The sequence below is a fragment of the Variovorax sp. E3 genome, from assembly GCF_016082275.1.
Classification (GTDB): Bacteria; Pseudomonadota; Gammaproteobacteria; order Burkholderiales; family Burkholderiaceae_C; genus Variovorax.
In genome coordinates this window covers 1-25,340 of sequence record NZ_MOWM01000116.1, presented here as the reverse complement: position 1 = coordinate 25,340, position 25,340 = coordinate 1, and the positions used below count along the sequence as shown (strand labels likewise).

Here is a 25,340-nt window from a genome sequence, read left to right as displayed (position 1 = left end):
GGCCTTGGCGAGCAGGCCTTCGAGCCGCTCGACCACCAGGTGGCGCCGGCGCGCATGGGCGGCCGCGCTGGCCCGCGCACCGTGCCGCGCCTGCCACCAGGCACGCGCCGGCCGGTTGCGCTGCCAGCGGTGCGCCAGGCAATGCCAGCAGGCCGGGGCCTGCCCCGCGCCCGGCGTGAACAGCGGCCCGACCATCGCCTGCTCGCCCGTCGGCTTGACCAGCAGCCATGCGCGCCCCTTCAGGCGCTGCTGCGCGTCGATCGCGGCGAGCCGGGGGTCGAGGTAGTCGTCGCAGTAGACGATGGTGAGGGCCATATTGCCGATATCGCCGATATCACCGGCCTCGCCCGCCTCGCCCGCCTCGGCAAGCCCCGACACCAGCGCCTGGCCCCAGCGCAACGCGGCGCCGCGGCCGACCGCGTCGGTCAGCGTGATGGCATCGACCTGGCCGGCGATCGCCATGCGCGCGGACGGGGCCGAGAAGCCGGGCACGAGGTAGGCCTCGCCGCCGCGCATCGCAACGGGCCGCACAAGGCCCTGGCGCAACAGCGCGCCGAGCGCATGCAGCATTTCCGCCAGCAGCGCGCCCGCGCCCGCCTCCCTGCAGTAGGTGGACAGGCTCACGCCCTTGCGCAGCACGCGCTCCAGGGCCATGACACCGGGCGAGCCGAGCACCAGCAGCTCGTTTTCGCTCAGCAGCAGCAGGCGGTCCGGCAGCACCGCCGGCGGCAGGTACTTCTCGTGCCATTGGAAGACGTCGCCGAAGAAGTCGGGTGCCGCGGTGCTAGACATCGTCCTGAGCTCCCAACGCGAGGCGGACGACGGCATAGGGCCGCGCGCCCGTGGTGGCCTGGAAGGCGGCGTCGAACAGCCGGTGCTGTTCGGAGAATTGGGGATAAAGGTGGTCTTCGGACATCACCCGCATCGACGGATGAATGCGCGCCAGCTGCGCCGCGTCCTTGAAGCCGGACACCACCGGCAGCTGCATGCCGCCCACCTGCATGGGAAGCCGCGCGAGCACCGGATGCACCTGGTCGAGCACCACGACGCAGGGCGGCCCGCCATGCGCGAACCGTTCGGCCAGTTGCCGCAGCACGGCCTCCAGCGGCGCCTGCGGCAGATAGGGGCACACGCCCTCCAGCAGCACGAGCACGGGCCGTTCGCCCGGCAGGCCCGCGGCGTCGAGCCACGACGTGTCGAGCACCGAGCAGGCCAGGTTGCTTTCGCCTTCGCCGCTCGCCGCGTACTGCTCGCGCAGGCGAACGGCGTCGGGCAGGTCGATGTTGAGCCAGCGCGCGCCCGGCACCGTGCCGGCGGCGAGCCGGCTGCGCCGCGTGCACAGGCCCGCGCCCAGCGCGATGCACAGGCCCGACGGGTGCGCCGCGAAAAACTCCGCCGCGAAGCGGTCGAACAGCTGCGCGCGCACGACCACGCTGCGGACGAAGGCCGCGTCCACCGCGTAGGCCGAGAGATCGAAAGGCAGCGCCGCGGCAATGCGGCGCGCCTCGGGGTCGAAGAACCCCGGCGCGCCGTCGGCGCCGTCGGCCCCGGCGCGCGCGGCCAACGTCAGCAGCAGCGTGGCCGTGGCGCCTTGCAGCGCCTGCGGTGCCCGCTGCGCGCCGGCGACGGGTTCAGCAGGTGAAGGGATAGGCGCTGCCCGTGTTGTTGTACGAGGTCAGCGCGATCGCCCACATGTCTTCCTCGACCGGTGCGCTCGGGTAGTTCAGCTGGATGCTGTTCTTGATGGCCGAACCGTCCGGGTTCGTCTGGTTCCAGGCGCCGCGCCCCGCGTCCCAGGTGAAGGCCGCGTTGGTCGTGAACCGGATCTCGAAGTTGAACGGGTTGTTGTAGCCCAGCCATTGGCTCAGCACATTGGCCTTGTCGGCGCCGTCGTCGCGGGTCAGGGCCGCGTGGAACTCGGGCGACTGCCATGCCAGCGCGATGGCGCGCAGCACCACGCCGCCGAAGGCCAGCAGCGAATCGGGGCCGCCGCCGGGAATGCCCAGGCCCGTGGGCAGGCCGCCGCCCAGCAGGCCGGGCGGAATTTCGGAGGCTTCGAACTGGGCGGAAGAGCCCATGAAGTTGGGGAACTGCTGGTAGTAGGCGGCCAGCGCTTCGGCGGCATGCGAGGTCGGCGCCTGCGGCAGCACGATGCCGAAGGCGTCGTCGGGGCCGATCCAGCCGGCGGTGAGCATGGGCTTCCACTCGGCGCGCTGGCGCGGGTCGGCGCTCTGGTAGAGCGAGATGTCCAGCTGCGGCCACAGCGTGGGCAGGTCGAAGTCGCGGTGCAGCAGCGGCTGGATGTCGCGCTGGGTGAGCAGCTCCTGGCGATAGGCGTCGTCTTGCCACGAGCGGGCAATGCCGCGCAGGTAGGCAAGGCGGAATTCGAGCAACGGATCGGCGTTCTGGCGTTGGGCGGTCATGGTGACTTCATCCTTGGTTCAAGTGATGTGCGCATGCACGGGCGTGCGCACGGACATTTCCGGCCGCAGGGCGGCCAGCTCCTTCAGGCGCCCGGCCACGTCGGGACCGGCGAGTGCCAGTGCCTGCAACGCCACCAGGGCCTCGGTTTCGGTTCGGTGCTTGCCGCTGTCGCGCGCCACCTGCGCGGCCTGCAGGAGGCTGGCTTGCACGGCCGCATTCCCGGCGCCCGACGCCTGCAGGTAGCGGGCCTTCTTGAGGTGCAGCTCGGAGCTGTACAGCCTTTCCTCGAGCTCGTCCGTCAGGCGCAGGCAGTCGTCGATGCGTTCGATGGCCTCGTCCCAGCGCTGGCTGGCGGCCAGCGTCTCGGCGGGGAAGGCGCGGTAGTAGCTCTGGCAGTAGCGGCAGCCCATGCCCCACAGCGCCTGCACCGCGCCGTCGCGCCCGCGATTTCGTCCACGCTGCCGCTGGCCCAGCAGCGGATGATGGCCGCGTAGCCGGTGAACGCCGGCAGGCCGTAGCGCGCCGTGATACCGAGCAGCTCGCCCGTGCTCACCAGCGCGCGCGCCTTGTCGCCGCGGGCCTGGTGGCCCAGGCTCTGGTACAGCAGGGCCATGCTGAGCGAGGGAATGTGCGACATCTCGCGGGCCCAGCGCACGGCATTGGTGGCGTCGGCGCGCGCGGCCTCGTCGTGGCCCGTGAACCAGCGCACCAGCGCGCGCCCGGTGGTGGCCCACACGCGCGTGTCGAAGCCGAACTCGGCCGCGTGGTGCGCATGCGCGACGGGGTCGTAGCGCTCGATGGCGTCGGTCAGCGCCTGCTCGGCGAGGTCGAAGCGGCCGTCGGAATAGTGCGCGAGCCCCAGGTAGGTCTGCGCCGCGACGAGCACGCCCTGGTCCTGGTGCTGCATGGCGTGGTCGTACAGCCGCTGGCTCAGCCGGCGCACCTCGTCGCGGTTGCTCGCGAGTGGTGGAAGGTGATGAGCGTCCACAGGTGCTGCACCTGCTTTTCGGGCGCGACGGTGTCGGTCAGCAGGTCTTGCGACAGGGCGATGCGATCCACCACCTGTTCGTGCGCCCAGCCGTAGGTGTTCATCATGGCCTGCGTGACGTAGCTGTTCACGTCGAGCCGCGCCTCGCGCTGCGCGGCGTCGTCCAGGTGCGCCATCCAGCCGTCGATGTGCCGCGCGTAGGCCACGGTTTCATCGTTGAGCGAGCGGTGCTGGGTGATGCGCAGCTGCTGCACCGCGTGCGCGACGGCCTGTGCATGGTCGCCCGCGTCGGCCCAGTGCTGGGCCACGCCGCCGGGCTCTGCCTCCACGCGCTGCGGGTAGCTGCTCATCAGCGTCTGCGCCACGTTGCGGTGCTGCTGGCGGCGCTGCGCCACGAGCATGCATTCGTAGGCCGTGTCGCGGATCAATGCGTGGCGGAACATGAAGGCACCCGCGCCCGCGATCTCGTCGGGCGTGACGAGCCCCGCGTCGCGCAGCACGGCCATGTCGTCGTCCATGGCTTCGCGCGTGCGGCCCGAGCAGGCGCACAGCAGGTCGGCATCGAACTGCCGGCCGATGGTGGCGGCCAGTTGCAGCAGGTCTTTCACGGGGCCCAGCCGGTCGAAGCGGCTCACCAGCGAGTCGCGCAACGTGACCGGAATGGCAGCCGGCTCGACCGTGTCCCGGAAGCCCCAGACACCGTCCTTTTCCATCAGGTAGGCGTCCAGCAGCATGCGCGCCATCTCCTGGATGAACAGCGGCACGCCGTCGGTGCGCGCGACCACGTTGCCGATCACCGCCGCGGTCACGGCGCGCGGCGCCAGCGCCTGGCGCGCCAGCTCGGCGGCCTGGTCGTTTTCCAGGCGCCGCACGTCGATGCACTCGGCCTCCAGCGTCTGCGGCGGCGTCCATTCGGGCCGCGCCGTGAGCACCAGCAGGATGCGGTGCTTCGGCAGTTGCGCGGTCAGTTGCTCGATGAACTCGATGCTCGTGGGGTCGGCCCAGTGCAGGTCCTCGAGCACCAGCAGGAAGGGCTCGGACTCGGCCATGTGCAGCAGCCACTGCGCGGTCGATTGCAGCAGCAGCGCCTTCTGCATCGGCGGAGAAATGCGGCTCGGCTCGCAGCCGCCCAGCGGCAGCGACAGCCAGGCGCAGAAGATGGGCAGCACCGCGTCCTCGTCGCAACCGGCGGCGCGAAGAATCTCGCGCAGGGTTTCGCGCCGGCCGTCGGGCGAGGTGTCGGTGGCCGCGTCGAGCCGCTGGCGCAGCAGCGTCAGGAACGGGGTCAGCGCGTTGTTGCGATGCTCGGGCTGGCACTGCGCGCCCACGGTGCGCAGGCCTTCGGCCGTGACATGCACGCGCAGCACATCGGCCAGGCACGACTTGCCGATGCCCGGCTCGCCGCGGATCCACACGGCGCAGCCCTTGTCCTGGCGCGCCTGCGCCCATGCCGCGCGCAGCCGCTGCAGTTCGGACTCGCGCCCAATGCACACCGTCTGCATCGCCTGCTCGGCGGAAGGCGCGGACTTCGGCAGCGCCTGCGGCTCCGCGCTCAGGCGGTAGGTCTGGATGCCGGCGGACTGCCCCGGCAGCGCCACGCTGCCGGCCTTGTCGAACGGCGCATGGCGGCCCAGCAGGCGGTGGCTGCTTTCGCTTGCGAGCAGCGTGCCGGTTTCGGCCACAGCCTCCAGCCGCATCGCCACGTTGACCGCGTGGCCCGACGGAATTTCGCCGCCTGCCACCACGGCCATGCCGGTGTGCACGCCCATGCGAATGCCCAGGTGCACGCCGTGCGCCTCCTCGATGGCGGCGGACCGGCGGCGGCTCAGCGCCAGCAGCTCCATCGCCGTCATGCTGGCCTGGCGCGCGTCGGTGTCGCTGGCGTGCGGATAGCCGAACAGCACGATCATGCGGTCGCCGAGCGTGCCCGCCAGCAGGCCGCCGCGCCGGGTCGCGGTTTCCGCGAACAGCGCGAGCTCGTCGCGCTGCAGCAGCTCCAGGTCTTCGATGTCGGAGGGCAGCGCGGCGTCCACGCTCTCGCCGTCCGCGTCGGTGTCCGGCCAGACCGAGACACTGCAGCACAGCACGGTGAGTTGGCGCTTCTCGGAGAAGACGCGCGTGGTGGCCACGGTGCGCGTCAGTGTTTCGTCCTGCACCTGGCGGGTCGAGCGCAGCACGCCCACGAGATCGTCCAGGCGCATGCGTGTGAGTTCGGCCAGCAGCGCGGCGGCGGAGTCGGAACGCTCCGAGGCCTTCTTCTTCAAGGCCTTGCGCAGCAGCGCGGCCAGCGGGTGCGCTGCAATTTCGGCGGGCAGCGGCACCTCCAGCGGACTGAGCTGCCGGTGCAGGATCTCGGCCGCCGAGACCCCTTGCACGGTGGGCGCGCCGGTCAGGCATTCGAGGAACATCAGGCCCCACGCATAGAGATCGGACCTGACGCTGGGCGGCTCGCCGCGCAGTTGCTCGGGCGCGCTGTAGGCCGGCGTTCCCAGGCTCTCGTCGGTCATGGTGAGCGTGGGGAACTGACCGGCCTTCTGCGAGGGAATGACGGTGCCGATGCCGAAGTCCAGCACCTTGGCGTGCGGGATGGCGCCGGTGAAGGTCACCATCACGTTGTCGGGCTTCAGGTCGCGGTGCACGATGCCCGCGGCGTGCGCGCAGTCGAGCGCGTCGAGCACTTCCGTCATGAGACGGGCGGCCTCGATGGCCGTCAGCGCGCCTTCGCGGCGGATGAGGCTGGTGAGCGTTTCGCCGGGCACGAACTCGAAGACGCCGTAGACGAAATCGCCCTGCTCGCCCTTGTCGAGCAAGCGGACGATATGGGGGTGGTGCAGCGCGGCGCACAGCTGCGTCTCGCGGTGGAAGCGGGCCACGTGCCGGTTGCCGTCCTGCAGCTTCACGACCTTGATGGCCACCGTCGTTCCCGTGCGCTGATGCAGCGCGCGATAGACGGTGCCGTAGCCGCCGGTACCCAATGCGTCCAGTAATTCGTAACCGGAAATCTCCGGCGGATTCGGCGCGGCACGGGACGCTGCGCGCGTGGGGTCGGTGACAGCAACCTGCATTTCAGCCTCGTCTATGGGGGAGCTTCCATTGCCCTCCTGAAGGCGTCCCACCATCGATCTGCCGTCAGGCGCGTCACAGTTGGGACACTAATTGTTACTGTAGCTGAAGAGGGGATTTTTCAAGCGGAAAACCGCTAAAAGAAAACCCGCGCACGCCGGTAAAGCGAGAACTTTTAGCTTCAAAACAACACGTTGCCGGCCACCGATGTTCCGCTGTTTCAGTTGCAGACCAGCTCGGTCCTGGCCACCGCGCACAGGCGGGCCTTCTCGGGTTCGGACAGCGGCGGCGCCGAGGTCAGGCCGTCGAGCATCAGCACCGCCGGGTACAGCCGCGCATCGTTCGGGTTCTTGCGGTAGGCCTGCATCACGAGCCGCTGGCCGTCCTTCTTGCAGACCTTGCGCTGCATGCGCGTCACTTCCTTGTCGCGCGCGGAGCCGTCGCCGTTGAATTCGCCGGCGAAGTGAAAGCACATGGCGGCGTCTTCGACGGCCTTGCGCAGGGGCTGCTCGTCTTTAGAAAACACCGCCAGCGAGGCGTAGGCCGCCAGCGAGACCAGCGCCATGGCCACCACGGACAAAGTGCGAAGCCCCGCCCCCATCGACGACGTTGAATTCATTCCCCCACCCTCCAGCAACAACCAAACAGACAAAGAAAAAGGCCGCCCTCAGGCGGCCTTCGATTCAACCATGGCTCCCTCCGCGAAGCCTGGGGGCGAGCTTATTTCTTGTCGCCGCCGGGAACCTTGCCTTCCACGCCCTTGACGTAGAAGTTGATGCCCGACAGGAACTTGTCGTCCGCCACGGCGTCCTTGGCCACCAGCTCCTTGCCGTCCTGGCCCAGGATCGGGCCCTTCCAGATCACGAAGCTGCCGTCCTTCAGGCCCTTCTTCACTTCGTCGACCTTGGCCTTGGTTTCAGCGGGCACGTCTTCGGCGATCGACACGAGGTCGATGGCGCCTTCCTTCACGCCCCACCAGCTCTGGCCGGTGGTCCACTTGCCGTCCAGGGCTTCCTGGGTGGCCTTGACGTAGTACGGCGTCCAGTTGATCACGGCCGAGGCCAGGTGGGCCTTGGGGCCGTAGGCGGTCATGTCGGAGTCCCAGCCGAAGGCGCGCTTGCCCTTCTCTTGCGCGGTCTTGAGCACGGCCGGCGAGTCGGTGTTCTGGAACAGCACGTCGGCGCCGCCGTTGATCAGCGCGGTGGCGGCTTCGGTTTCCTTCGGCGGGCTGAACCACTCGTTGACCCACACGACCTTGGTCGTGATCTTCGGGTTGACCGACTGCGCGCCCAGGGTGAAGCTGTTGATGTTGCGCAGCACCTCGGGAATCGGCACCGAGCCGACCACGCCCAGCGTGTTGCTCTTGGTCATGGCACCGGCAACCACGCCGGCCATGTACGCGCCCTCGTACGTGCGGCTGTCGTAGGTGCGCATGTTTTCCGAGGTCTTGTAGCCGGTGGCGTGCTCGAACTTCACGTCCTTGCTGTCGGCCGCGACCTTGAGCATGGGCTCCATGTAGCCGAAGGTGGTGCCGAAGATCAGCTTGTTGCCCTGGCTCACGAAGTCGCGGAACACGCGCTCGGCATCGGCGCCCTCGGGCACGCTTTCCACGAAGGTGGTCTTGATCTTGTCGCCGAATTCCTTCTCCAGCGCCTTGCGGGCGTTGTCGTGCGCGAACGACCAGCCGCCATCACCCACGGGACCGACATATGCGAATGCGATGTTCAGCGGCGCCGTGGTGGCGGGCGCCGGCGCGGCGGCCACGGGAGCCGGTGCCGCGGGTGCGGCGGCCGGTGCTGCGGCTTCTTCTTTCTTGCCGCAGCCGATCAGGGCGGCCGAAGCGACCGCGGTGAAGGCAGCCAGCTTGAGCAGGGAGCGCTTGTTCAGATCATTCATTGTCGGAAATCCTCAAAAAAGGACGGGTTGGCGGAAAAACGAAAAACGCGATTATGAGCCGGGGTAGAACGGTTTCCCAATGGAAGCCGGCATGTTGGCGCGGATGAAAGCCGGGTTGCGCGAGATCAGCGCCAGCACCACGATCGGCGCGATGTACTGCAGCATGCTGAGGAACTGGGGCGGCACGTCGACCCCGCTGCTCTGCAGGTGAAAACCCAGCATCGACACGCCGCCGAACAGGTACGCGCCCAGCAGCACGCGCACCGGCCGCCAGGTGGCGAAGGTGGTGAGCGCCAGCGCGATCCAGCCCCGGCCCGCGACCATGCCCTCGACCCACAGCGGCGTGTACACGGTCGACAGGTACGCGCCCGCCAGCCCGCACAACGCGCCGCCCGCGATCACCGCCAGAAAGCGGATGCGCCGCACCGGGTAGCCCAGCGCGTGCGCCGACTCGGGCGACTCGCCGACCGAGCGCAGCACGAGCCCGGCGCGCGTGCGATACAGGAACCAGATGAGCCCGACGGTCAGCGCCATCGCGGCGTACACCATCGGGTGGTGGCGAAACAGCGCCGGGCCGACGAGCGGAATGTCGCCCAGCACGGGAATCGCATACGACGCGCTTTCGGGCAGCTTGGCCTGCACGAAGTTGATGCCGGCAAAGGCCGAGAAGCCCACGCCGAACAGGCTCAGCGCCAGGCCCGTCGCGTACTGGTTGGTGTTGAGCCAGATCACCAGCACGCCGAAGAAGCCCGCGAGCAGCGCGCCCGCCGCCATGCCGGCCAGGAAGCCGAGCCACGGGTTGTGCGTGGTCACCACCGTCGCGAAGCCCGCGATGGCGGCGCACAGCATGATGCCCTCGGCGCCGAGGTTGACGATGCCGGCCTTCTCGTTGATGAGCAGGCCCAGCGCCGCGATGGCGAGCACGGTGCCCGCGCTCAGCGTCGAGCCGAGCAGGAGTGCGTAGCTTTCCATGTCAGAGGGCTCCCTCGGTCGGGCGCGCGACGGGCGCGGTGATGGGCGTGCTGGCTTGCAGCGAGGCGGTGGTCATGCCGACGGCCGCGGCCTTGGCGGCCGCCTTGCGCCGGATGCGGTAGGCGATGAGCGTGTCGCAGGCCAGCAGCGTGAACAGCAGCAGGCCCTGGAACACGCCCGTGAGCGACTTCGGCAGACCGAGGCGCGACTGCGCCAGCTCGCCGCCGATGTAGAACATGCTCATGAGAATCGCCGAGAAGATCATGCCCACCGGGTGCAGCCGCCCGACGAAGGCCACGATGATGGCCGCGAAGCCGTAGCCCGCGGGCACATACGGCGTGAGCTGGCCGAGCGGGCCCGCCACTTCGAGCGCGCCGGCCAGGCCGGCCGCGCCGCCCGAGGTCAGCAGCGCGATCCACACCGCGCGCCGCGCCGAGAAGCCTGCGTAGCGCGAGGCCGCCGGGGCCAGCCCGCCGACCTGCTGCGCGAAGCCCGCGCGCGTGCGGAACAGGAACACCCACAGCGCGCCCGCGCCGACCAGCGCGATGACCAGCCCGATGCTCACGCGCGAGCCCTTGAACAGGCGCGGGATCTGCGTCACCGCTTCGAAGGTCTTGGTCTGCGGAAAGTTGTAGCCGTTCGGGTCTTTCCAGGGCCCGAAGACCATGTAGCCCAACAGCAGCGTGGCCACGTAGACCAGCATCAGGCTCACCAGGATTTCGTTGGCGTTGCACTTGTCGCGCAGGAACGCGACGATGCCCGCCCACACCATGCCGCCCAGGATGCCGGCCGCCAGGATGGCCACGACGATCCACTGGCCCGTGGTCTTGTCGGCCAGCAGCGCCACGCCGCCCGCCGCGATGGCGCCGAACACGAACTGCCCTTCGGCGCCGATGTTCCACACGTTCGAGCGGAAGCACACGGCCAGCCCCAGCGCAATGATGAGCAGCGGCGTGGCCTTGACCATGAGTTCGCCGAGCGCATAGCCGCTCTTGATGGGTTCCCAGAAAAACACCAGCAGGCCCTTGACCGGGTCCTTGCCGAGCGCGGCGAACAACGCCACGCCGATCAGCACGGTGATCAGCAGCGCCAATATCGGCGAGGCATAGCTCCAGAAGCGCGACAGCTCCGGGCGGGGTTCGAGCTTAAACATGCGCCGCCTCCGAGTCCTTGTGCCCTTGCTGCGCTTGCCACAGCCCGCTCATCCATTCGCCGATCTGCGGCAGCGTGGCCGCCGCGCGATCGATCGACGGCGACAGCCGCCCCTTGGCGATCACGTGTAGCCGGTCGCTGATTTCGAACAGCTCGTCCAGCTCCTCGCTGACCACGAGCACGGCGCAGCCGCGTCGCGCAGCGCGAGGATCTCGCCGCGAATCAGCGCGGCGGCGCCCACGTCCACGCCCCAGGTCGGCTGCGAGACGATGAAGAGCTTGGGGTTGGCGTCGATCTCGCGGCCGACGATGAATTTCTGCAGGTTGCCGCCCGACAGCGAGCGCGCCGCCGCATGCGGCCCGCCCGCCTTGACGTTGAAGCGCTCGATGATCGAACGCGCATGGCGCTCGAGCGCGCCGGTGCGGATCCAGCCGCCCCGCCCGACCGCGTTGCCGCGCGTCAGCAGCAGGTTGTGCGCCAGGCCCAGCGTGGGCACGGCGCCGCGGCCCAGCCGCTCTTCGGGCACGAAATGCAGGCCGAGCGCCCGGCGCGCGCGGGGCCGCAGCCGCCCGGCGGGCTTGTCGAACACGCGGACCATGGCGGCCTCGGCGCGCACGTCTTCGCCCGAGAGCGTGTAGAGCAGTTCCTTCTGCCCGTTGCCCGACACCCCCGCGATGCCGACCACCTCGCCCGCGCGCACCTCGAACGAGATGCCGTCCAGGTCGACGCCGAACTGGTCCTCGCGCGCCAGCGACAGCTTGTCGACGCGCAGCGCCACCGCGCCCGCGTGCACCGGCCGGTGCTTCAGCGGCGGCGGCTCGCTGCCGATCATCAGCCGCGAGAGCGACTCGTTGCTTTCGTTCTGCGGGTTGCACACGCCCGTCACCTTGCCGCCGCGCAGCACCGTGCAGGCAGTGCACAGCTCGCGGATCTCGTGCAGCTTGTGGCTGATGTACAGGATGCTGCAGCCCTCGGACGACAGCTTCTTCAGCACCTGGAACAGCTTGAGCACCGCCTGCGGCGTGAGCACCGAGGTCGGCTCGTCCAGGATCAGCAGCTTGGGGTTGGTCAGCAGCGCGCGAATGATCTCCACCCGCTGCATCTCGCCCACCGACAGCGTGTGCACCGGGCGCGAGGGGTCGATGTCCAGCCCGTACTCGCTCGCCTTGGCGGTGATGCTGCGCGCCACTTCGGCCAGCTGCAGCGATTTGTCCAGCCCCAGCCACACGTTCTCGGCCACGGTGAGCGTGTCGAACAGGCTGAAGTGCTGGAACACCATGCTGATGCCCAGCGCCCTCGCCTGCTGCGGGTTGCGCAGGTTGACGGCCTGGCCGTCGAAGGTGACGGTGCCTTCGTCGGGCTTCACCGACCCGTAGATGATCTTCATCAGGGTCGACTTGCCGGCGCCGTTCTCGCCGAGCACGGCGTGGATTTCGCCGGGCTGCACGGCCATGGAGATGTCGCTGTTGGCCACCACCGCGGGATACCGCTTGGTGATGCTCGCGAGCTGGAGTCTGGGGGTTGTCATGCCGGGTTTCGTGGGTTTTGTCTCGTTCGAAGCAACAAAGCGGGAACAGCTATCAGTTTAATAGCACTGACAGCTGTTGCCGCGACCATCGGCGCCCGACGGCGCTCAGCTCAGTTCATTGTTTCAGTGTCCGCCGACATAGGCGAACTTGAACAGGAACACGGCGGCGATGACCCAGACCATCGCATGCACTTCCCGTGCCCGGCCGGTGCACAGCTTCAGCACCGCGTAGGTGATGAAGCCGAAGGCCAGGCCGTTGGCGATCGAGTAGGTGAAGGGCATGGCCAGCGCGGTCACGGCGGCGGGGATCACCTCGGTGGTGTCTTCCCAGTCGAGCTCGACCAGGTCGCGCAGCATCAGGCAGCCCACGAACAGCAGCGCCGGCGCGGTGGCATAGGCCGGCACCGAGCCCGCCAGCGGCGAGATCATCAGGCAGGCCAGGAACAGCACCGCCACCACCACGGCCGTGAGGCCGGTGCGACCGCCCGCCTGCACGCCCGCCGCGCTTTCCACGTAGGCCGTGGTGCTCGAGGTGCCGAGCAGCGAGCCCGCGAAGATGGCGCCGCTGTCGGCCAGGAGCGCCTTGTTCATGCGCTCCATCTTGCCGGGCACCAGCAGGCCGGCGCGCTTGGCCACGCCCATCAGCGTGCCGGTGGCGTCGAACATCTCGACCAGGAAGAACACCAGCACCACGTTCAGGATGCCGCCCTTGAGCGCGCCCAGGATGTCCAGCTGCATGAAGGTCGGCGCGATGGACGGCGGCGCGTCGAACACGCCGTGGAACTTGTTGCCGCCGAAGAAGAACGACAGCACCGTCACCGTGATGATGCCGATCAATATGGCGCCGCGCACCTTGAGCTTGTCGAGCGTCACGATGATCAGGAAGCCCAGCGTGGCCAGCACCACCGGCGGCGAGTGCAGGTCGCCCAGCGTCACGAAGGTGGCCGGCGATGCCGCGACCACGCCCGCGCCCTTCAGCGCCACCAGCGCCAGGAACATGCCGATGCCTACGGTGATCGCCGTTCGCAAGGACTGCGGTATGCCCTGTATGAAAAGCTCCCGCAACCCGGTGACCGTGACGATCAGGAACAGGCAGCCCGAGATGAACACCGCGCCCAGCGCCACCTGCCACGTGTAGCCCATGCCCAGCACCACCACGTAGGCGAAGTAGGCGTTCAGGCCCATGCCCGGCGCCATGGCGATCGGGTAGTTGGCGTACAGGCCCATGATCAGCGTGCCCAGCGCCGCGATCAGGCAGGTGGCCACGAACACGGCCCCCTTCGGCATGCCCGCGTCCCCCAGGATCGACGGGTTCACGAAGATGATGTAGGCCATCGTCAGGAAGGTGGTGAGCCCCGCGATGACCTCGGTGCGCACCGTGGTGTTGTGCGCGCTGAGCTTGAACACCCGTTCAAGCAGACCCGAGCCGCTTGCGCTGCCCACAGCCGCACGCGGACGCGCGGACTCGACATGCCCCGGCGTGCGGGGCTCGGCGCCTTTCGGCGCCTGTTCAAACGAACTCATTTAGCTTGTCTCCAGCTGTTGTTGTGGCGGTTTTCATCGTTGCCCCGCTCACGACGCCAGTGCGAACGGGGATCTCTCAGGGATCGGATGTCTCAGGGGCGAAGGGCGGACCCGCTGGCGCCATGGAAGGCGGCGGACGCAGCGACGCCGCCACGTCCTTGATGCATTCGCGCAGCCAGCGCGCCGAGCTCGACGAATGGGTGCGTTCGTGCCAGAGCTGGTAGTACATGAGGCGCGGCAGCGCCACCGGGCATTCGAGGATCTTCAGCGGCAGCCGCGCCGCGAAGCGCTCGCAGTACTGGCGCCCGGTGGTCAGCACCAGCAGGCTGGAGGCCACCATGTCGGGAATGAGCCCGAAGTGCGCGCAGCGCGCCGTCACGTTGCGCCGGCGGCCCAGCTCGTCGAGCATCTGGTCGATGATGCCGCGCCCGCCCGGGTGCATGGGCGTGGGCGCGATGTGCTCGGCCGCCAGCCAGGTCTCCAGGTCCCAGCCGCGGCGCACCGCCGGATGGTCCTTGTTGACCAGCGAGACCACCTCGTCGCCGAAGAGCCGCGCCATGTGCAGGTCTTCCGGCGGCTTGAGCCAGTTGCCGATCACCAGGTCGACCTGGCCGAGCGCCAGGTGGCCGTGGTAGTCGGAGTCGGGCGTGAGCGCATGGATCTCGATCTGGCACAGCGGCGCGTCGCGCTTGACCTGCGCCACCAGCATCGGCAGGAACAGCGGGTCCATGTAGTCGCTGGCGGCAATGCGGAAGGTGGTGGCCGCCGACTGCGGCTCGAACCCCCGCGCGTCGGAGAACAGCATCTCGGCCGCGCGCAGGATGCTGGCCGCCGGCTCGATCATGCGCAGCCCCGCGTCGGTCGGCACCATGCCCGAGCCCGAACGCACCAGCAGCGGGTCGCCCGAGAGTTCGCGCAGTCGCTTCAGCGCGGCCGACACGGCCGGCTGGTACATGCCCAGGCGAATGGCCGCGCGCGAGACGCTGCGGTCGGTCAGCACGGTGTGAAGCACCCGGATCAGATGGAGATCGATCTTGTCGAAAAGCGCTTGGTCTCTCATGGCTGTTCACACCTTTCTTGTCTGTGCGAACAGTTATACAGCGCGACATTGGGGCAGACCGGGGGTGGGAGTGGAGCTCGGACCGTGCGAGCACGGCCCGTGTTCATTCGACCGTTGCCGCCTGCCCCGCCTGCACGGCGGTGACGGCGCGAAGAATCGACTCGCTCGTGGCCGGCGCCTTCAGCGGCGGATCGACCCGGTGCCCGCCCGCCGCCGACACGGCGTCGCGGATCGCGAAGAACACCGAGAACGGCAGCAGCAGCGGCGGCTCGCCCACCGCCTTGCTGCGGTGGATGGAGTCCTCGAAGTTCTGGCCTTCGAACAGGCGCACGTTGAACACGGGCGGGCAGTCGTTGGCGGTCGGAATCTTGTAGGTGCTGGGCGCGTGCGTGGTGAGCTTGCCGCTTTGCGGGTGCCACACCAGCTCTTCGGTGGTGAGCCAGCCCATGCCCTGGATGAACGCGCCCTCGACCTGGCCGATGTCCACCGCCGGGTTCAGCGACTTGCCCGCGTCGTGCAGGATGTCGGCGCGCAGCAGCTTCCATTCGCCGGTGAGCGTGTCGACGATCACCTCGCTCACCGCCGCGCCGTAGGCGTAGTAGTAGAACGGGCGGCCCTGCATCTTGTCCTTGTCCCAGCTCAGGCCGGGGGTGGCGTAGAAGCCGTCGGACCACAGCTGCTTGCGGTCGAGGTAGGCCTCGCCCACCACGGTGCTGAAGGCCAGCGACTTGCCGTTGACCTCGACCTTGTCGTTGGCAAAGCGCACCGCGCCGGCGGTGCCGCCGTGGCGCTCGGCCGCGCAATCGGCCAGGCGCTCGCGGATCTGGCGGGCCGCGTCCTGCGCGGCCTTGCCGTTCAGGTCGGCGCCGGTCGAGGCCGCCGTGGCCGAGGTGTTGGCCACCTTGGTGGTGTCGGTCGCGGTCACGCGCACGCGCTCGAAGCTCACGCCCAGCTCGTGCGCCACCACCTGCGCCACCTTGGTGTTCAGGCCCTGGCCCATCTCGGTGCCGCCGTGGTTCACCAGGATCGAGCCGTCGGTGTACACGTGCACCAGCGCGCCGGCCTGGTTGAAGTGCTTCACGTTGAACGAAATGCCGAACTTCAGCGGCGCCAGCGCCAGCCCGCGCTTGAGCACCACGCTCTTGCGGTTGAACGCCGCGATGTCCTCGCGCCGCGCGCGGTAGTCGCTGCTGGCCTCCAGCTCGGCCACGAGTTCGTGCACGATGTTGTCGGTCACGGTCTGGCGGTACGGCGTGACGTTGTTTTCGGTCTTGCCGTAGAAGTTGACGCGCCGCACGTCGAGCGGGTCGCACTTCAGTTCGCGCGCCACCGAGTCCATGATGTTCTCGATGGCAATGGCGCCCTGCGGGCCGCCGAAGCGCGAAAGGCCGTGTTGCTCTGCGTGTTGGTCTTGCCCGAGAAGCCGTGCATCGACACGTTGGGCAGCCAGTAGGCATTGTCGAAGTGGCACAGCGCGCGCGTCATCACCGGGCCCGACAGGTCGGCCGAGTGGCCGGCGCGCGAGACCATGGTGATCTCGGCGCCGAGGATGCGGCCCTCGTCGTCGTAGCCCACTTCGTACTCGTACCAGAAGCAGTGGCGACGGCCCGTGACCATGAAGTCGTCGTCGCGGTCCAGCCGCAGCTTCACCGGGCGCTGCAGCTGGCGCGCCGCAACGGCCGCCACGCAGGCGAACAGCGCCGACTGCGACTCCTTGCCGCCGAAGCCACCGCCCATGCGCCGGCATTCCACATGCACCTCGTTCGACTGCAGGTGCATGGCGTGCGCCACCAGGTGCTGCATTTCGCTGGGGTGCTGCGTCGAGCAGTGGATGTGCAGCGTGCCGCCTTCCTTGGGAATGGCGTAGCTGATCTGGCCTTCGAGGTAGAACTGCTCCTGCCCGCCTACGTCCAGCGTGGACTTGTGGCGGCGCGGCGCCTTGGCGATGGCGGCGCGCACGGCGGCCTCGTCGCCCTCGTTGGCGGCACCGCCGCTGCGCACGATGTGCATCGGCGGCACCACGTACTGGCCGCGCGCGTGCGCGGCCTGCGGCGTGAGCACCGGCGGCTGCGCCTCGATGGTCAGTGCGTCCTTGGCCTTGGCGGCGGCGCGGCGGGCGGCGTCGCGCGTCTCGGCGATCACCGCGAACACCGGCTGGCCGAGGTAGCGGATTTCGCCGCCGTCGTTCACGGGCAGCAGGATCGGGTCGTCGTGGATGATCGAGCCGCAGTCGTTGGTGCCCGGAATGTCGTCGGCCGTGATGACCGCGACCACGCCCGGCATGGCGCGGATGGCGTCCAGCGACAGCGCCGTGACGCGGCCGTTGGCGGCCGGCGACAGGCCCAGCGCGCAGTGCAGCGTGCCGGCGAGTTCGGGAATGTCGTCGATGTAGGTGGCCTCGCCGGCCACGTGCAGGTGCGCCGACTCGTGCGGGCGGCTGATGCCCACGCGCATGCCGCGCTCGTGCGCCAGCGCTTCGGCGCCCACGTCGATGCGGGCGGCGGTGTTGCTCAGGTAGTCGGCAAAAGCCTCGGCGGGCTGCAGCAGGCGGGCGTCGATGGGTTTGTTCATGGTCAGACGCCTTCCGCGGCCTTGGTGACATGGGCCGCGGCATGCGGCATCACGCTCCAGACGCTGGTTTCTTCCAGCGACAGGGCGTCCTCGGCACGGGTTTCGAGCCAGAGGCGCTGGATCAGGTTCTGGGCCACCAGCAGCCGGTAGTCGGCCGAGGCGCGCATGTCCGACAGCGGCTTGAAGTCTTGCGCGAGCGCCAGCTTGGCGTTGCTCACGTTGGCCTGCGTCCAGGGCTTGCCCAGCAGCGCGGCTTCCGCGCTCGCGGCGCGGCGCACGGTGGCGGCCATGCCGCCGAAGGCCAGTCGCACGGCCTTGACCGTGTCGCCGCCCTCTTCGAGTTCGATGGCGAAGCCCGCGCACAGCGCCGAGATGTCGCAGTCGAAACGCTTGCTGATCTTGTAGGCGCGAATCTGCCGGCGCATGGCGGCCTGCGGAATGGCCAGCCCCTGCACGAACTCGCCGGGCTGCAGCTGGTTCTTCATGTAGTCCAGGTAGAACTCGGGCAGCGGCATGCGGCGCACCACGTCGCCCCGGCGCAACTCGATCTGCGCGTCCAGCGACATCAGCACCGGCGGCGAATCGCCGATGGGCGAGCCGTTGGCCACGTTGCCGCCCATGGTGCCGGCATGGCGGATCGGCGGCGAGGCAAAGCGCAGCCACACGTCGGACAGGCTGGGCACGCGCGCGACCAGCGCGGCGAAGGCGGATTCGAGCGAGGCGCCGGCGCCGATGTAGAGCTCTGCGCCGTTGTCCGGCCGGTCCTCGATGGTCTTCATCTCGGCCACGTCGCCCACGTAGATGATGTCGCCCAGGTCGCGAAACTGCTTGTTGACCCACAGGCCGACGTCGGTCGAGCCGGCCAGCAGCTGCGCGCGGGGCTTCTGCTCGCGCAGGGCGGCGAGCTGGGCCAGCGTCCTGGGGGCGTGGAAGTGGTCGATGCGGGCGCCCAGCGGCGCGGCGTAGTTCAGGTCGTGGCCGCCGTTCTGCAGCGCGGTGAGCGCGGCCACCACGGGCTGGGTGTCGAGCCGCACCGAGGGCAGGTCGAACATGCGCTGACCGGCATCCAGGATGGGGCGGTAGCCGGTGCAGCGGCACAGGTTGCCCGAGAGGTCGTCGGCCAGTTGCTGGCGGGTGGGCTGCGTGCCTTCGGACTGGTGGTGCTCGTAGGCGGCCCACAGCGACATCACGAAGCCGGGCGTGCAGAAGCCGCACTGGGAGCCGTGGCAGTCGACCATGGCCTGCTGCACGGGGTGCAGCGTGTGCACGGCGTGCTTGCCGTCCTTGGCCTTCTGCTCGGGCTTGTGGGCCTTCGACTGGCATTGCGTCTTGAGGTCTTCCACCGTGAACAGCGCCTTGCCGTGCAGCGTGGGCAGAAACTGGATGCAGGCGTTGACGGTCTGCAGGTTCAGCCCGCCGACGGCCCCCGGGGCCTGGGGGTCGGTGGCCAGCTCGCCGATGACGACGGTGCAGGCGCCGCAGTCACCCTCGTTGCAGCCTTCCTTGGTGCCGGTGCAGCGCGCGTCCTCGCGCAGCCAGTCGAGGACCGAACGGGTCGGATGGACGCCGGTGACGTCGACGATTTTTCCGCGATGGAAAAAGCGGATCGGTTGAATCTTGCTGCTGTCGGTGCTCATGCTTCTGGGGCTCGTGGGGGACCCGTTGTGGGTCAGTCATGGACGTTAGCGGCTTGTGCGGTGTCGTGCATACGCAGGTGCCCATAACGCGTATGTAGGGCCCGGTATGCCACGTACGGGGAAACCCTTGCGAGGGCGCTGCAATTCCTGGGCCAAGCCGGGCCGAGCCGGGCCCGGGCAGGGGCCCGGTTCGCGGTCAGCCGTGCGCGATGGCCACCCAGGCCGAGGCGATCAGCGTCGCGCCCGCCGCCGCCAGCAGCCCGCCGACCACCCATTTCAGGGTGCGCGGCTGCAGCTTGTTGGGCAGCCGATGGTGCAGCCGCGTGGCGCCGTAGACCACCGGCACCGCGCACCCCGCCAGCAGCGCCGCGCGCCACGAGAAATGCCCCGTCGGCACCACGATCACCAGCCGCACGAGCGAGTTGAACGCGAACATCAGCAGCAGCGCGCGGCGCACCAGCTCGCGATCCAGCGGCTGGCGGTACATGTGGAACACGATGGGCGGCCCCGAGCTGGAGAACAGCCCGCCCAGCACGCCCGACAACCCGCCGATGACGGCGAAGCTCGGGCGCCCCGACACCACCGGCAGCGGCCGGCCCTGCAGCACCAGCAGCGCGGCGCACCCCAAAATCGACACGCCCAGCAGCCCGCGCAGCCAGTTGACCGCGCCGCCGCTGAGCCACGTGAGCAGCATGAGCCCGACGATCACGCCGACCGTGCTGCCGTTGAGCGCCGGCTTCATCAGCTGCCAGGGCACCACGCCGGGCCGGGCGCGGAAATAGGTCCAGGCGTTGATGAGCGTGAGCACGGTCGCGGCATTGGCCGCGTCGCTCACGCTGGCGACGTGGAACACCGACACCAGGCCCAGCAGGATCAGGCTGAAGGCAAAGCCCGTGAGGTTCTGCGCATAGGTGGCGAGCGCCACGCAGGCCATGAAGACCAGCACGGGGCCGGCCTCGGAAAGAATCGCTTGCACCGGGGAACGTCGTCAGAGGGGAGCGGGAAACGCGAGGCGGGAGCGGAAGGCGAAAGGAAAAACGGCGGGCGAAACGGGGTGCAAAACGGACATTCGGAGCGGATCGGGATACGGACAAGGCGCCGGTCGGGCGCCCTCCAAGAATACCGCGCGGCCGTGCCCCAAGCGGCGCGCAGGGGCAAGGCGCGCTCAGCGCATCAGGTCCCACCCCATCATCAGGGCCGCGAAGCCCATCAGCGCGGTGCCGCCCCAGCCGAGCCAGCGCGTGCGGCGCCCGGAGGTGAACGCCCCCATCACCTTCTCGCGCGTCACCAGGATCATCATGGCCGCCATGATCGGCACGGCCACCACGCCGTTGATGACCGCGCTCCAGTAAAGCGCCTTCATCGGGTCGATGGGCGTGAAGTCGAGCGCCGTGCCCACCAGCGTGGCCACCGCGATGATTCCATAGAACTCCTTGGCCTCGCGCCAGTGCCGCTCCAGCCCCTCTTCCCAGCCGAAGGCCTCGGCCACGGCGTAGGCGGCGGAAGACGCCAGCACGGGCACGGCCAGCAGGCCGGTGGCGATGATGCCGCCGGCGAACAGCCAGAAGGCGAAGTCGCCGGCCAGCGGGCGCAGCGCCTCGGCGGCCTGCGCGGCGGAGGTCACGTCATGCACGCCCGCCGAGAACAGCACCGACGCGCCCACCACCATCACGAAGAACGCGATCAGGTTGGAGAAGGTCATGCCCATCCAGGTGTCCAGCCGCACCCGCCGCAGGTCGTGCCGCACCTCCTGGTCGGTGCCTCGCTGTCCGCCCTTGAGCCGCAGCTCTTCGACCTCCTGCGAGGCCTGCCAGAAGAACAGGTAGGGCGAGATCGTGGTGCCCAGCAGCGCGACGATCATCATCCAGTAGTCGCCGCTCCACTGCAGCCTGGGCACCACCAGGTCGTGCAGCACCCGCCCCCATTCGACCTGCACCACGAACACCGCCGCCACGTAGGCGAACAGCGTGAGCGTCAGCCACTTCAGGATGTGGGCCAGCTTGCGGTACGGCACGAACACCTGCAGCAGCACCGTCACCACGCCGAAGACCAGCGAATGAAAGTGCGCCCCGCCGCCCACCACCAGCTGCAGCGCCTCGCCCATGGCGGCGATGTCGGCCGCGATGTTGATGGTGTTGGCCACCACCAGCAGCGCCACCAGCACGATCAGGAAGCCGCGCGGCATGTGCTCGCGCAGGTTGGCCGCCACCCCCTTGCCGGTGACCCGGCCGATGCGCGCCGACACCAGCTGGATCGCCACCATGAACGGCAGCGACAGGAACACCGTCCACAGCAGCCCCGTGCCGAACTGGGCGCCGGCCTGGGTGTAGGTGGCAATGCCCGACGGGTCGTCGTCGGCCGCGCCGGTGACCACGCCGGGGCCGACGTGGCGCAGGAAAGAGGGGATGCGTTTTTTCATGTCAGCCGGATAGTGGCATGGCCAATCTGACCGGGGCATGAACGCCCGGCGGCTGTCTGCAAAAAAGCATCACGCGCGCCGTCATGCCCGCTCGGAGAACAGCGCGACGATCACCTGGCGCAGCCAGCGGTTGCCCGGGTCGGCCTCGAAGCGCTTGCTCCAGTGCAGCGACACGCTGAAGTCGCGCAGCGGAAACGTCGGCTCGACGATGGCGTAGCCGCCCTCCCCGGTAAAGCCGCGCGCGATGTTGCGCGGCATCACCACCGCCAGGTCGGTGGCGCGCACGATGGCCGGCAGCACCATGAAGTGCTCGGTCGTCAGGCGCACCCGGTCTTCGAGGTTCAGCAGCTGCAGGATGCGCAGGGTGTCGGCGTGCGTGCGCACGGCCACGTAGTCGAGCTCCTGCAGCGCCTCGAGCAGCGCCTGCCCGCTGCGCCGGCGCTTCACGAAGGGGTGGTCCTTGCGCAGCAGCACGATGTAGCGGTCTTTCAGCAGCAGGGCGCGCTGCGTGTCCTTCACGCGGGGCAGGAAACCGAAGGCGAAATCGACCTTGCCGCTGTCCAGCGCGGTGGTGATCTCGCCCGCCGCCAGCGGCATGGTCTCCAGGCGCAGGCCCGGCGCCAGTTCGCGCAGCCGCGCCATCAGCGGCGGCAGGAAGCGCCCCTCGCCGATGTCGCTCATGTGGATGCGAAACAGCTTGCGCGAGGCCGCCGGGTCGAAGCGCTCGGGCTCGCTCAGCGCCTGCCGCAGGGTGGCCAGCGCCGACTGCACCGACACCGCCAGCCGCTCGCGCGCGGCGTCGGCGCCACGCCGCCCGGGGTGCGCGTGAACAGCGCGTCGCCCAGCAGCAGGCGCAGCCGCGTCAGGCCATGGCTGGCCGCCGGCTGCGTCAGGCCCAGGGCCTCGGCCGCGCGACTCACGTTGCGGGCCCGGTAGACCGCGTCGAAGAGCCGCAGCAGGTTGAGGTCGACCGCGTCGATATGCACTGATTTCATATTGGATAGCTGGCTTATTTTATTGAAGTATGGCGCCCCGCGACCCACACTCCCGTCTTTCCTCTCGAGCCCCCAGAACAAAGAGACACGATGGAAGTTTCATTCAGCAAGGAAGTGGAAATGCTGCGCCTCGGCGCGGGCGACACCTTCCACGGCGAGGGCATCCTCGCGATCACCAAGGGCCTGCTGCAGTCGGGCGTGGCCTATGTCGGCGGCTACCAGGGCGCGCCGGTGTCGCACCTGCTGGACGTGATGGTCCAGGGCAAGGCCTACATGGACGAGCTGGGCGTGCACGTGGAGGCCTGCTCCAACGAAGCCTCGGCCGCGGCCATGCTGGGCGCGTCCATCCACTACCCGCTGCGCGGCGCGGTCACCTGGAAGTCGATCGTCGGCACCAACGTGGCGGCCGATGCGCTGTCCAACCTGTCGTCGCCCGGCGTGACAGGCGGCGTGCTGGTGGTGGTGGGCGAAGACTACGGCGAAGGCGCCAGCGTGATCCAGGAGCGCACGCACGCCTATGCGCTCAAGTCGAGCATGTGCCTGCTCGACCCGCGCCCCGACCTGGGCGTGATGGTGCGCATGGTCGAAGAAGGCTTTCGCCTCTCGGAAAGCTCGAACATGCCCTGCCTGATGGAGCTGCGCATCCGCACCTGCCACGTGCGCGGCAGCTTCGAGTGCAAGGACAACATCGCGCCCGCCGTCTCGACCCGCGCGCTCATGAGCGAGCCGGCCGGCTTCAACTACATGCGGCTCGCGCACCCGCCCGTGACCTTCCGGCACGAGAAGCTCAAGGGCGAGGAGCGCATTCCGGCGGCGCGGCGCTACATCGTCGAGCACGGGCTCAACGAGCTGATCCCCGGCGGGCGCCATGCGGACCTGGGCATCGTGGTGCAGGGCGGCCTGTACAACGCGCTGATTCGCAGCCTGCAGCAGCAGGGGCTGGCCGATGCCTTCGGCGACACGGACATTCCGATCCTGGTGCTCAACGTGACCTACCCGCTGGTGCCCGAGCAGGTGGCCGACTTCTGCGTGGGCAAGCGCGCGGTGCTGGTGGTCGAAGAAGGCCAGCCCGAATACATCGAGCAGGACATCGCCACGCTGCTGCGCCGGCGCGACATCCAGACACCGCTGCACGGCAAGGACATGCTGCCGCCCGCGGGCGAGTACGGCGTCGAGGTGCTGTCGGGCGGCATCGGCGCCTTTGCCGCGAAGTACATCGCGGCGAGCGAGGCTTCTTCCTCGGCTCAGGCCTGGCTGGCCGGCAACCGCGAGCGCCGCGAAGCCGTGGCGCGCCGCCTGAGCGCGCCGCTGCCCAACCGGCCGCCGAGTTTTTGCATCGGCTGCCCGGAGCGGCCGGTGTTCTCGGCGCTGAAGCTGGCGCAGCAGGAAACGGGGCCGGTGCACATCGCGGCCGACATCGGCTGCCACGCCTTCGGCACCTTCGAGCCCTTCTCGATGGGCCACTCGATCCTGGGCTACGGCATGAGCCTGGCCAGCCGCGCGGGCGTGGCGCCCATGATGAACCGCCGCACGCTGTCGATCATGGGCGACGGCGGCTTCTGGCACAACGGGCTGCTCACCGGCGTGCAGAGCGCCCTCTTCAACGGCGACGACGCGGTGCTGCTGATCTTCAAGAACGGCTACACCTCGGCCACCGGCACGCAGGACATCATTTCCACGCCCGACGACGACATCAAGGAACGCGCCGTCGACAAGCAGCAGAGCCTGGTCGACAAGAACCAGACCATCGAGGCCACGCTCAAGGGCCTGGGCGTGCAGTGGATGCGCACCGTGACCACCTACGACGTGGAGCGCATGCGCAAGACGCTGACCGAGGCGCTCACCAGCGACTTCAACGGCCTGAAGGTGGTGATCGCCGAGGGCGAATGCCAGCTCGAGCGGCAGCGCCGCATCAAGCCCTGGCTCGCCGCGCTGCTGAAAAAGGGCGAGCGTGTGGTGCGCGTGAAATACGGCGTCGACGAAGACGTGTGCAACGGCGACCACGCCTGCATCCGCCTGTCGGGCTGCCCCACGCTCACGCTCAAGGACAACCCCGACCCGCTGAAGGTGGACCCGGTGGCCACCGTGATCGACGGCTGCGTGGGCTGCGGCCTGTGCGGCGCCAACGCGCACGCGGCCACGCTGTGCCCGAGCTTCTACCGGGCCGAAGTGGTGCAGAACCCGAAGTGGCATGAACGGCTGCTGCACGGCTTGCGCGGCGCGGTCGTGCGTGCGTTGCAACCGGCATGAAGGGCTGAACGGACATGGACATGGAACAGAACCGCCCTTTGACCCTGCTCGTCTGCGCCCTCGGCGGCGAAGGCGGCGGCGTGCTGACCGAATGGCTGGTCGACATCGCGCGCCACGCCGGCTACGCGGCGCAGAGCACGTCGATCCCGGGCGTGGCGCAGCGCACCGGCGCCACCACCTATTACCTGGAGGTGTTCCCGGTGCCGCTCGCGCAGCTCGGCGGGCGCCGCCCGGTGTTCAGCCTGAGCCCGGTGCCGGGCGCGCTCGACGCCATCGTGTCGTCGGAGCTGCTGGAAACCGCGCGCCAGATCGGCAACGGCATGAGCGCGCCGCTGCGCACGCTGGTCATCAGTTCGTCGGCGCGCATCCTCACGACGGCCGAGCGCATGGAGCCCGGCGACGGCCGCGCCGACGCGCAGCGCCTCGTCGACGTGGTCAAGGCCTTCAGCCGCGAGCACCATGTGTTCGACATGAACGCGATCGCGCGCGACAGCGGCACCGTGGTCAGCGCGGTGATGCTCGGCGCCATCGCGGGCAGCGGGCTGCTTCCGTTCCCGCGCGAGGCCTACGAGCACGTGGTGCGCGGCGGCGACACCAGCGCGCCCGACAAGCTGAGCAAGATGGCCGCGGCCAGCCTGCGCGGCTTTGCCGCCGCCTTCGACGCCGTGAGCGCGCCGCGTGCGCAGGCCGCCTTCGTGAGCAACGTGCTGGCCGGCGACACCCACGACGCGCCGCCCCCGGCCGGCGCCCTGCCCGCCGACCTGGCGCGGCGCTTTCCGCCCGCCGTGCACGACCTGCTCACGCTCGGCCATGCCCGCGTGCTCGACTACCAGGACGCCGGCTACGCCACGCTCTACGCCG

General features: G+C 69.2%; 17 protein-coding genes and 3 pseudogenes. 2 read left to right on the top strand and 18 right to left on the bottom strand.

The genetic code is table 11. The features are described 5' to 3' along the window. The 18 genes and pseudogenes from BMG07_RS29230 to BMG07_RS29155 form a co-directional block, all read right to left on the bottom strand. On the bottom strand, positions 1–792 hold a 792-nt coding region (locus tag BMG07_RS29230), incomplete at its 3' end, for a TOMM precursor leader peptide-binding protein (RefSeq protein WP_198087474.1). After that, the gene (locus BMG07_RS29225) at positions 785–1,564 is read right to left on the bottom strand and encodes a class I SAM-dependent methyltransferase (protein WP_269759523.1); all 780 of its coding nucleotides are present in this window, start codon (positions 1,562–1,564) and stop codon (positions 785–787) included. The genes BMG07_RS29230 and BMG07_RS29225, both read right to left, overlap by 8 nt. 67 nt (positions 1,565–1,631) lie before the next feature. Next, a complete protein-coding gene (locus BMG07_RS29220; RefSeq protein WP_198087473.1) occupies positions 1,632–2,423 on the bottom strand; it encodes a BMA_0021/BMA_0022 family TOMM bacteriocin in 792 nt (263 codons plus the stop codon). 18 nt (positions 2,424–2,441) lie between these two features. After that, on the bottom strand, positions 2,442–2,834 hold the full coding sequence (locus tag BMG07_RS43045) for a hypothetical protein (RefSeq protein WP_269759522.1): 393 nt from the start codon (positions 2,832–2,834) through the stop codon (positions 2,442–2,444). Beyond that, positions 2,723–3,412: a hypothetical protein gene (locus BMG07_RS43040; protein ID WP_269759521.1), complete on the bottom strand. Its 690-nt coding sequence runs from the start codon at positions 3,410–3,412 to the stop codon at positions 2,723–2,725. The genes BMG07_RS43045 and BMG07_RS43040 overlap by 112 nt, the downstream gene beginning before the upstream one ends. After that, positions 3,355–6,477 (bottom strand): TOMM system kinase/cyclase fusion protein, encoded by a 3,123-nt coding sequence (locus BMG07_RS29215; RefSeq protein ID WP_269759520.1) that lies wholly within the window; start codon positions 6,475–6,477, stop codon positions 3,355–3,357. The genes BMG07_RS43040 and BMG07_RS29215 overlap by 58 nt, the downstream gene beginning before the upstream one ends. A 218-nt stretch (positions 6,478–6,695) precedes the next feature. After that, the gene (locus tag BMG07_RS29210) at positions 6,696–7,094 is read right to left on the bottom strand and encodes a hypothetical protein (protein ID WP_198087472.1); all 399 of its coding nucleotides are present in this window, start codon (positions 7,092–7,094) and stop codon (positions 6,696–6,698) included. Between the two features lie 101 nt (positions 7,095–7,195). Further along, complete coding sequence (locus tag BMG07_RS29205; RefSeq protein ID WP_198087471.1) at positions 7,196–8,371, bottom strand: BMP family ABC transporter substrate-binding protein; 1,176 nt, start codon at positions 8,369–8,371, stop codon at positions 7,196–7,198. Positions 8,372–8,422: 51 nt separating this feature from the next. After that, entirely contained in the window at positions 8,423–9,343 is a 921-nt protein-coding gene (locus BMG07_RS29200) for an ABC transporter permease (RefSeq protein WP_198087470.1), read from the bottom strand. Position 9,344: 1 nt separating this feature from the next. Continuing rightward, complete coding sequence (locus BMG07_RS29195) at positions 9,345–10,496, bottom strand: ABC transporter permease (protein WP_198087469.1); 1,152 nt, start codon at positions 10,494–10,496, stop codon at positions 9,345–9,347. Further along, positions 10,489–12,023 (bottom strand): annotated as a pseudogene (locus BMG07_RS29190) (ABC transporter ATP-binding protein). Before BMG07_RS29190 ends, BMG07_RS29195 begins: the two are co-directional and overlap by 8 nt. 123 nt (positions 12,024–12,146) lie before the next feature. Continuing rightward, the gene (locus tag BMG07_RS29185; RefSeq protein WP_269759519.1) at positions 12,147–13,547 is read right to left on the bottom strand and encodes an NCS2 family permease; all 1,401 of its coding nucleotides are present in this window, start codon (positions 13,545–13,547) and stop codon (positions 12,147–12,149) included. 76 nt (positions 13,548–13,623) lie between these two features. Next, positions 13,624–14,607, bottom strand: a complete 984-nt coding sequence (locus BMG07_RS29180) for a LysR family transcriptional regulator (protein WP_198087468.1) — start codon at positions 14,605–14,607, stop codon at positions 13,624–13,626. A 103-nt stretch (positions 14,608–14,710) separates the two neighbouring features. Further along, positions 14,711–17,178: pseudogene (gene xdhB / locus BMG07_RS29175) on the bottom strand (xanthine dehydrogenase molybdopterin binding subunit). A gap of 2 nt (positions 17,179–17,180) precedes the next feature. Next, the gene (xdhA, locus tag BMG07_RS29170) at positions 17,181–18,815 is read right to left on the bottom strand and encodes a xanthine dehydrogenase small subunit (protein ID WP_198087467.1); all 1,635 of its coding nucleotides are present in this window, start codon (positions 18,813–18,815) and stop codon (positions 17,181–17,183) included. A 196-nt stretch (positions 18,816–19,011) separates the two neighbouring features. Continuing rightward, positions 19,012–19,791 (bottom strand): sulfite exporter TauE/SafE family protein, encoded by a 780-nt coding sequence (locus tag BMG07_RS29165; RefSeq protein ID WP_198087466.1) that lies wholly within the window; start codon positions 19,789–19,791, stop codon positions 19,012–19,014. Between the two features lie 189 nt (positions 19,792–19,980). Continuing rightward, positions 19,981–21,234 carry an Nramp family divalent metal transporter gene (locus tag BMG07_RS29160; RefSeq protein ID WP_198087465.1) on the bottom strand — a complete coding sequence of 418 codons (1,254 nt, stop codon included), beginning with the start codon at positions 21,232–21,234 and terminating at the stop codon, positions 19,981–19,983. Positions 21,235–21,315: 81 nt separating this feature from the next. Further along, positions 21,316–22,229: pseudogene (locus BMG07_RS29155) on the bottom strand (LysR family transcriptional regulator). Between the two features lie 90 nt (positions 22,230–22,319). On the opposite strand from BMG07_RS29155, the gene BMG07_RS29150 reads away from it, so the two are divergent. Further along, positions 22,320–24,479, top strand: coding sequence for an indolepyruvate ferredoxin oxidoreductase subunit alpha (locus tag BMG07_RS29150; RefSeq protein WP_198087464.1), 2,160 nt, complete (start codon positions 22,320–22,322; stop codon positions 24,477–24,479). A 20-nt stretch (positions 24,480–24,499) separates the two neighbouring features. Continuing rightward, on the top strand, positions 24,500–25,340 hold an 841-nt coding region (locus BMG07_RS29145), incomplete at its 3' end, for an indolepyruvate oxidoreductase subunit beta family protein (RefSeq protein WP_198087463.1).

Excerpts from the sequence above, each read along its gene's own strand:
- BMG07_RS29160 (WP_198087465.1), bottom strand. The coding sequence starts at position 21,234 with ATGAAAAAACGCATCCCCTCTTTCCTGCGCCACGTCGGCCCCGGCGTG.
- BMG07_RS43045 (WP_269759522.1), bottom strand. The coding sequence starts at position 2,834 with ATGGGCTGCCGCTACTGCCAGAGCTACTACCGCGCCTTCCCCGCCGAG.
- xdhA (WP_198087467.1), bottom strand. The coding sequence starts at position 18,815 with ATGAGCACCGACAGCAGCAAGATTCAACCGATCCGCTTTTTCCATCGC.
- BMG07_RS29215 (WP_269759520.1), bottom strand. The coding sequence starts at position 6,477 with ATGCAGGTTGCTGTCACCGACCCCACGCGCGCAGCGTCCCGTGCCGCG.
- BMG07_RS29150 (WP_198087464.1), top strand. The coding sequence starts at position 22,320 with ATGGAAGTTTCATTCAGCAAGGAAGTGGAAATGCTGCGCCTCGGCGCG.
- BMG07_RS29210 (WP_198087472.1), bottom strand. The coding sequence starts at position 7,094 with ATGAATTCAACGTCGTCGATGGGGGCGGGGCTTCGCACTTTGTCCGTG.
- BMG07_RS29180 (WP_198087468.1), bottom strand. The coding sequence starts at position 14,607 with ATGAGAGACCAAGCGCTTTTCGACAAGATCGATCTCCATCTGATCCGG.
- BMG07_RS29195 (WP_198087469.1), bottom strand. The coding sequence starts at position 10,496 with ATGTTTAAGCTCGAACCCCGCCCGGAGCTGTCGCGCTTCTGGAGCTAT.
- BMG07_RS29220 (WP_198087473.1), bottom strand. The coding sequence starts at position 2,423 with ATGACCGCCCAACGCCAGAACGCCGATCCGTTGCTCGAATTCCGCCTT.
- BMG07_RS29185 (WP_269759519.1), bottom strand. The coding sequence starts at position 13,547 with ATGAGTTCGTTTGAACAGGCGCCGAAAGGCGCCGAGCCCCGCACGCCG.
- BMG07_RS29200 (WP_198087470.1), bottom strand. The coding sequence starts at position 9,343 with ATGGAAAGCTACGCACTCCTGCTCGGCTCGACGCTGAGCGCGGGCACC.
- BMG07_RS29205 (WP_198087471.1), bottom strand. The coding sequence starts at position 8,371 with ATGAATGATCTGAACAAGCGCTCCCTGCTCAAGCTGGCTGCCTTCACC.